The organism is Streptomyces sp. NPDC042638, assembly GCF_040647235.1.
Lineage (GTDB): Bacteria > Actinomycetota > Actinomycetes > Streptomycetales > Streptomycetaceae > Streptomyces > Streptomyces rameus.
Genome location: NZ_JBEZBT010000057.1, coordinates 41290 through 49016 on the forward strand (window position 1 = coordinate 41290; position 7727 = coordinate 49016).

6 protein-coding genes are annotated in these 7727 nt (G+C 72.5%); 5 read left to right on the plus strand and 1 reads right to left on the minus strand.

What is annotated here, in order from left to right; all coding sequences use genetic code 11:
- Positions 1–168 precede the first annotated feature (168 nt).
- Positions 169–1962: a M4 family metallopeptidase gene (locus tag AB0B40_RS32040; protein WP_362267007.1), complete on the minus strand. Its 1794-nt coding sequence runs from the start codon at positions 1960–1962 to the stop codon at positions 169–171.
- 311 nt (positions 1963–2273) lie between these two features.
- On the opposite strand from AB0B40_RS32040, the gene AB0B40_RS32045 reads away from it, so the two are divergent.
- The 5 genes from AB0B40_RS32045 to AB0B40_RS32065 all read left to right on the plus strand — a co-directional run bounded on the left by AB0B40_RS32045 (position 2274) and on the right by AB0B40_RS32065 (position 7485).
- A complete protein-coding gene (locus AB0B40_RS32045; protein ID WP_362267009.1) occupies positions 2274–3437 on the plus strand; it encodes a serine hydrolase domain-containing protein in 1164 nt (387 codons plus the stop codon).
- 97 nt (positions 3438–3534) lie between these two features.
- On the plus strand, positions 3535–4212 hold the full coding sequence (locus tag AB0B40_RS32050; RefSeq protein ID WP_362267011.1) for an AIM24 family protein: 678 nt from the start codon (positions 3535–3537) through the stop codon (positions 4210–4212).
- A 154-nt stretch (positions 4213–4366) separates the two neighbouring features.
- A complete protein-coding gene (locus tag AB0B40_RS32055; RefSeq protein WP_345048618.1) occupies positions 4367–5407 on the plus strand; it encodes a tetratricopeptide repeat protein in 1041 nt (346 codons plus the stop codon).
- Entirely contained in the window at positions 5404–6426 is a 1023-nt protein-coding gene (locus AB0B40_RS32060) for a polyprenyl synthetase family protein (RefSeq protein ID WP_362267013.1), read from the plus strand. Before AB0B40_RS32055 ends, AB0B40_RS32060 begins: the two co-directional genes overlap by 4 nt.
- A 99-nt stretch (positions 6427–6525) precedes the next feature.
- Positions 6526–7485: a pyridoxal-phosphate dependent enzyme gene (locus tag AB0B40_RS32065; RefSeq protein ID WP_345048621.1), complete on the plus strand. Its 960-nt coding sequence runs from the start codon at positions 6526–6528 to the stop codon at positions 7483–7485.
- The last annotated feature ends 242 nt before the right edge of the window (positions 7486–7727 follow it).

A 7727-nucleotide genomic window follows, 5' to 3' on the forward strand; every position in this document is an offset into this window, starting at 1 on the left:
GCCGGGAAACTAGGGGCCTTATTTTCCGCTGTCAATAAATGCGACAGCGGCTGTTACGGAGGCGGTCGCGGCCCGTGCGCCCCCCGGGAGAGCCCTGCCCGGACCCGGACATGCGGATGCCCCGCGCGAGGCGGGGCATCCGGTCGTGCTGGTGCACGCTGCCGTACGTCAGTGGGCGCGCGGCGTGTTGGCGGCGGTGACGTTGACCGCGGCCCATGACCTGTCGACCGTCTTGTACTCGGTGCTGTTCGCGCCGTACAGGTCCTTGGCCGCCTTCAGGGTCGCGAGGCGCGCCTGGTGGAAGTCGGTCGTGGAGACCATGTAGCGGGTGAGCGCACGGTAGTAGATGGCCGTCGCCTTGGTGCGGCCGATGCCCTTGACCGCGATGTTGTGGTAGGTCGGCGAGTTGTAGGTGACACTGCCGATCTTCTTCTTGCCGCTGCCCTCCGCGAGGAGGTAGTAGGCGTGCGAGGAGACACCGGAACCGGCGTGCACCTCGGTGGAGTACACCCGCGGCGACCAGTAGTCGACGGTGCCCTCGATCTTGTCCAGCGACGGGTGGTCCAGGCGGCGCAGGAACTTCTGCGACAGGCCCAGGTTCTCACCGATGAGGTAGTCCGCCGGGTCCTTCGCGTTCTTGGCGTAGAACTCGACGTTCGAGCCGAAGATGTCCGCGAGCGACTCGTTGAGCGAGCCCGGCTCACCGTACTGGTTGTACTCGGAGTCGACGAAGGTCGGCTGGAGGTTGGCGGTCGCCTCGACCACACCGTGGGTCAGCTCGTGACCGGTGACGTCCAGCATGACGAACGGCTTCTTGGCCGACACGCCGTCACCGTCGCCGTACAGCATGCAGTTGCAGGTCGGATCCCAGAAGGCGTTGGCGACCTTCTGGCCCCAGTGGACCATCGCCCGGGCGGCCGTGCTGTTGCCCGCGATGCCCTTGCGCTTGAGGGTGTTCTTGTAGAAGTCCAGCGTCTTGGTCACGCCGTACTGCGCGTCGGCCGCGGCACTGACCCGGCTGGTGGTCCTGCCGTTGCCCCACACGTTGGTCGTGCTGGTGAACTTCGAGCCGGCGCTGAACTTCTCCGTGTCCGAACCCTTGGCGTCCCGCGTCTCGGTGCCGTACCGGCTCGGGTCCTTGAGCTGGTAGTGGCCCCGCGAGGTCGCCGTGGTGGTGAGGGCGACATTGCCGACGAAGAGCGACTTGCCGGTACCCCTGGCGGACGTCGGGTAGCGCGTGACGCCGGACAGGCCCGAGCCGGCCAGGCCGGAGACAGCGGAGCCGGAGGCGTCGGAGCCGACGCCGGTTTCCGGGTCGAGGGTCTCGCCGCGCTCGCGCAGGGTGTCGAGCAGCTTGGGCGACAGGAACTCGTCCCGGTCGGGCGTGCTGCTGCGCACCTCGCCGGTGACGGCGTCGACGACGACCGTGCGGGGGCTGTCCTTGTGGGTGACCGTCACCTGGTAGGCGAGGGTGGCGGCGCCGCCACGGGCGTCCACCACGAGCCGGGCGCCGCTCGCGGCACCCTTGGCGGCCTGGGCGGCCCTGGCGGCGGCCTGGGCCGGGGTCAGCCTGGCCTCGGCGGCGGCCGGCTTGACGGCGTGGCCGGCCGCACGGGTCACGCCCGTGTAGGCCAGTCCCCGGTCGAGGTGGACGATGAGGTCGCCACCGAGCACCGGCAGGTCGTTGTGGGTGCGAACGAAACGGACGTGCCGGGCACCCTCGGGGTCGATCATGACGTCCTGGGCGTGCAGTGCATCGCCCTTCGAGACGCCGGTCGCCGAGGCGTGCGCGAAGGCCGCGGTGCGCGCCGCCTCCACCACGGCCGTGGCGTTCGGGGCGGCGGACGCGGCGGGCCGCTCCACCTTCGTGGAGGGACCCGCGAAGGCCGTACCGGCCAGGCCTGTGGCAGCCGTGGTCACCGCGACGGCGACCGCCACGGTGCGTATGTGCGGTCTACGCAATCTGATCAGGGTTCCTTCGTTCGAAGGCGGCAGGAATCTCCAACCGCCTTGCGACGCGGCGCCGTTGGGGCGCCACGGGGGCCGGTCCGGCCCCGGGGGGCAACCCTTGCTGATCAGTCATGGACACGTAAAGCCGGAATGATCCATTTCGCGAACTTCTATGACAATCCTTTACGAATGGGAGCCATGGAGTGATCGCGAGGTGACCAACTGTGTGTCGGCTGGGGAGACGTAGCCCGCATCCCCTAGGTTCCCTGGACGGAATGTGACTGAAATCGCATCAGAAGCCGAGCTGACAGGAGTGACAGGGGATGGTCGCAGCAACGGTAGGACGGGGAGCGGTTCTCGGAGCGGTCGCTCTGTCGCTCCTCGCGGTCCCGGCGCACGCCGCGAACCGGGAGCCGGACACCCCGGCGACGACCCTCCCGGCGCCCGACACCGTGGGCCTGGCCGCGGTGCTGCGGTCGGCGGTGTCCCAGGGGGCACCCGGCGCACTGGCCCGGATCGACGACCACGGCCGGACCTACCGGGTCACCCACGGCGTCGCCGACCGCGGCACCGGGCGGTCCGTCTCCGCGGACGACCGGTTCCGGGTCGGCAGCATCACCAAGACCTTCTCGGCCGTCGTGCTGCTGCAGCTCGTCGCCGAACACCGGCTGGCGCTCGACGCCCCGGTCAACCGCTACCTGCCGAAGCTGCTGCCGGACGACCGGATCACGGTCCGCCAGGTGCTGAGCCACCGCAGCGGCCTGTACGACTACACGAACGACATGTTCGCCGACAGCGTCTCGGGCTTCGAGGCGGTCCGGAACAAGGTCTTCACCTACCGGCAGCTCGTCGCCCTCTCGCTGAAGAAGCCCCGCACCAACGCGCCCGGCGCCGCCTACTCGTACTCCAACACCAACTTCGTCGTCGCCGGTCTGCTCATCGAGAAGCTCACCGGCCAGTCCGTGAGGACCGCGTACCAGCAGCGCGTCATCGAGCCGCTGGGGCTGACGGACACCTTCTACGTGCATCCGGACACCGCGATCCCGGGCCGGTACGCCCGCGGCTACCTGACCCCGGACACCGCGGGCGCCCCTCTGGTCGACGCGACCGCGCAGACCGTGTCCTGGGCGCAGAGCGCCGGGGCCGTCATCTCCAGCGCGCGGGACCTCGACGTCTTCTACAGCGCGCTGCTCGCGGGGAAACTGCTGCCGCCCGCACTGCTCGCGGAGATGGAGCGGTTCACCAAGGTCGACGGCACGACGGCGTACGGGCTCGGGCTGCGGCGGCGCGACCTGTCCTGCGGGGTGTCGGTGTACGGGCACACGGGGGCGGTGCAGGGGTACTACTCGTACGCGTTCGCCACGAAGGACGGGGGGCGCAGCCTTACGGCGGTCGCCAACACCTCGAACAACGGGAAGGTGCTGCGCACGTTGGCGGGCACCCTGGAGGCGGCGTTCTGCGGGAAGCCGGTGGCGGGGAAACGGTAGGGGCCGGGGGCGCGGGCGGGACACGGCTGCGCGGTGGCCGGACCGGTACGGTGCGTGATCTTGGCGGAATGCCGGCGTCCGGGACACCATGCCCCGTATGAAGGGTGATCTCTTTTCCAGTCAGCACGTGGTGCAGCCGGCCGTACAGCCGGGGATGTCCGTCGAGAACGCCAAGTGCCTCAAGTACACGGTCGACGGCGAGATGTACGCCCGGCAGGGCGCCATGGTCGCCTACCGCGGCGACCTGAAGTTCGAGCGCAAGGGGCAGGGCGTCGGCGGCATGCTCAAGCGTGCGGTCACGGGTGAGGGACTGCCCCTCATGACGGTGAGCGGGCGGGGCGAGGCCTGGTTCGCGCACGAGGCGCAGAACTGTTTCATCGTCGACGTCGAGCCCGGTGACCAGTTCACCGTCAACGGCCGCAACGTCCTGTGTTTCGACGCCTCGCTGGCGTACGAGATCAAGATGGTGAAGGGCTCGGGCATCGCCGGCGGCGGCCTGTTCAACAGCGTCTTCAGCGGGCAGGGCCGGCTCGGCCTGGTCTGCGAGGGCAACCCGCTGGTCATCCCCGTGTCCGCGCAGACGCCGGTGTACGTCGACACCGACGCGGTGGTGGGCTGGACCGCACACCTGCAGACCTCGCTGCACCGCTCGCAGTCCGTCGGCTCGATGCTGCGCGGCGGCTCCGGCGAGGCCGTGCAACTGATGCTCCAGGGCGAGGGGTTCGTCGTCGTCCGGCCGAGCGAGGTGACACCCCAGAAGGCCCAGCAGCACTGAACCTTCACACGTGATCCGCCCCTCAGGGGCAACCCCCGCCGCCGTACCGGCGTCTTGATCGTCAACAGACCGGGCCCCGGCCCCTCACGGGCCGGGGCATATCTTCGAGATGCTATACACGATATGTATACACTTCGTGTATAGAAGGGTACGCATGTACGGCAAGGCTTCCGCCCCGGAGTACCAGGGCGCCCTCACCACCCTGTCCGTGAACTCCTCGCTGGCCGACGTGCTGGCCGAGGCCACCGAGCGACTGCGCGAGGCCGAACGCGCCGGGCACTCCGGCGAGGCGGCACGCTGCGGGCTCGCCGTCGCCGAGGCGCACCGGCGGCTCGGCGACGTGCGGGAGGCCGACCGGGCCTGGAAGGCCAGTTACCGCGCCGCCCGGCAGGCCGACGACACCGCCGCGATGGCCTGGGCACTGTGGAGCGGCGGCACACTGGCCCGGCAGCGCGGGGCGTTCCCGCTGGCCTGGCGGCTGCTGAAGCTCGCGGCCGAACTCGGCGAGCGGGGCGGGGACGTCGTCGTCCGCGGCTACTCGCTGGCCGGCCTCGCGGAGACCGGCCGGATCCAGGGCGACTACGCGGCGGTCGGCCGGCTGCACGAGCAGTTGCTGGCCGAGGCGCGCAAGCGGGGCGAGGCCCGGCACACGGTCTGGGCACTGGAGGGCATCGCCCAGATGCACCGCAACACCGGCGACCACGACCGGGCGTACGCCCTGTTCGAGGAGGCGGCACAGATAGCCGGCCGGGCCGACGACCGGCGCGGGCACGCCTGGGCGCTGCGCGGACTCGCGGACGTCCTGTCGGTGCGCGACGGCGCCACCGAGCGGGCGCTGGAGCTGCTGGCCGAGGCGGAGGCGACCTGCCGCGAGATGAAGCTCTCCAGCGCGCTCGCCTACAACCACAAGATGCAGGGCAACGTCCTGTACCGGGCCGGCCGGCACGCCGAGGCCCGCGACCGGTACGAGCTGGCGCTGACGGAGTTCCGGGCGATGAGCGAACCGCGCGGCGAGGCGCTGTCCCGGCTGGGCCTGGCCAAGTCCCTCGCCCGGCTCGGCCGCGACCGTGCCGAGACCGCGGCCGAACTCGCCGACCTGGCCCGGTCGCTGGAGCACAGCGGGCTGCGGCACGCACGGGAGATGGTGGCCCGGGCCCAACGGGAGTTCGGCCTCGACGCGGAGGTGGTCCGGTGACGGCGGTCACCTCGCCGGTGCGGCCGTCCGCCCCCCGGACCCTCGACCGGTGCCGGGAGCTGGTGCGGCCTCGGCTGCGCGAAGCGGTGGAGCGACTGCACCCCTGGATGGCCGAGATGGCCGCGTACTCCTTCGGCTGGTGCGAGGTCGGCGGGGCGCCCGCCGCCGCGCCGGGCGGCAAGGGCGTGCGGCAGGCGTTGGCGGTCCTCGGCGCCGAGGCCGCCGGTGCCGGCGGGCACGCCGGTGTCCCGGCCGCGGTCGCGGTGGAACTGGTGCACGCCTTCTCACTGCTGCACGACGACATCATGGACGGCGACGCGACCCGGCGCCGCCGCCCCGCCGTGTGGCAGGCGTACGGAACGGGCCCGGCCGTACTGGCCGGCGACGCGCTGTTCGCGCTGGCGGTGGACACCCTCGCCGCCGCGCCGGAGGGCCCCGGCGCCGTACGGCTGCTCTCCTCGGCCCTCGCGGATCTGGTGCGCGGGCAGGCCGACGACCTGCTGTTCGCCACCCGGCCCTGGACCGGACCGGACCGGGTGACACCGCGGGAGTACCGGACGATGGCCGAAGGCAAGACCGGCGCGCTGCTGGGCTGCGCCCTCGCACTGGGCGCCACGCTCGGCGGGGCACCCCGGGACACGGTCGACGCGCTGGACCGGGCCGGCCGGCACCTCGGGGTCGCCTTCCAGCTCGTCGACGACGTACTCGGCATCTGGGGCGACCCGGCCGTCACCGGCAAGCCCGTGGGCGGCGATCTACGGGAGGGCAAGAAGACCTTCCCGGTGCTGGCCGCGCTCGGTTCCCCGGCGGCCCGGCGGCTGCCCGCGCTGCTCGGCTCCTGCGAGCACGCCCGGGCCGCCGCGCTGATCGAGACGGCGGGCGGCCGTACCGAGGCGCTGGCCGAGGCCCGCACCCACACGGCCGCCGCCCGGCGGCTGCTCGGCACCGCGCGGCTGGCTCCGGGGCCGGCCGAGGAGCTGACCCGGTTGCTGGACCACCTGGCGGGCCGCGCGCTGTAACCGGGTTCCAAGATCCGGAACGGCGTTGACCGCCGGTCACCCCGCGGGCCAAGGTGCGAAGGGCGCGGCTCCCGCCCCGCGCCGGAAGGACGCAGAACGTTGATCGACATCTCGGAGATCGAAGCCACCGCCCAGCGGATCGCCGGACACGTCGTACGGACGCCGACGGTGCCGAGCCCCGGCCTCAGCGCGCTGCTCGGCGTTTCGGTCACCGCCAAACTCGAACTGCTCCAGCGCACCGGTTCCTTCAAGGTCCGCGGGGCCACGGCCAAGCTGCTGTCGCTGAGCGAGGCCGAGCGGGCGGCGGGTGTGGTCGCGGTCAGCGGCGGCAACCACGGCATCGCGGTCGCGGTGATGGCGGCGGCCCTCGACGTGAAGGCCACCGTCGTCATGCCGCGCACCGCGCCCGCGCGCTCCCTCGCGCTCGCCGAGGACGCCGGGGCGTCGGTGCGGCTGACCGACGGCATGGACAGCGCCTTCCAGCTGGTGACGCGGTTGCGGGACGAGGGCCTCACCCTGGTCCACCCCTTCGACGACCCGGTGGTGATCGCCGGACAGGGCACCGTGGGGCTGGAGTTGGCCGAGGACGCGGAGGAACTGACGGACGTCGTCGTGAGTGTCGGCGGCGGAGGGCTGGTCGCCGGCGTCGCGGCGGCCCTGCGCGCCCGGCGTCCGGGGGTGCGCGTGTGGGGCGTGGAGACCGAGGGCGCGGAGGCGATGTCCGGCGCGCTCAGGTCCGGCGGCCCGGTCCCGGTACCGCTGTCCTCCCTGGTCACCACGTTGAGCGCGCCCTCGGTGTCACGGCTGACGTACGACCATGTGTCCGCGCTGGTCGAGGAGGTCCTGGTGGTGCCGGACCGGGATGCGGTGCAGGGCTGCCTGGACCTCGCCGACCACGCCAAGGTGTGGGCCGAGCCGGCCGCCGGCTGTCTGCTGCCCGCTGCCCGGCAGGTCGCGGCCCGGGCCGGCGCGGGCGCGCGGATCGGCCTCGTGGTGTGCGGCGGCAACACGACGCCCCGCGAACTCACCGGCTGGGCCGACAGGTTCGGGCTGCTGTGAGCCACGGCGGCGCGCCCGGCAGCCGGCACTTCGGCGTCCGACTCCAGCGCCCGGGGCCGGGTGACGAGGACACCGTCCGTGCCGGGTGAGCACGTCGACGAACACCGGGTGACCACCGGTTCCGTCGGGCGGCCCGCCGAGGTCAATCCTCGGCGGGCCGGCCGGGGTTGCGGTCACCCCCCCGCGGCCGCCCACCCGGCCCCGGGGGCGGGCCGCCCCGACAGCCCGGGGCGGGGGCCGCG

Excerpts from the sequence above, each read along its gene's own strand:
- AB0B40_RS32045 (WP_362267009.1), top strand. The coding sequence starts at position 2,274 with ATGGTCGCAGCAACGGTAGGACGGGGAGCGGTTCTCGGAGCGGTCGCT.
- AB0B40_RS32050 (WP_362267011.1), top strand. The coding sequence starts at position 3,535 with ATGAAGGGTGATCTCTTTTCCAGTCAGCACGTGGTGCAGCCGGCCGTA.
- AB0B40_RS32055 (WP_345048618.1), top strand. The coding sequence starts at position 4,367 with ATGTACGGCAAGGCTTCCGCCCCGGAGTACCAGGGCGCCCTCACCACC.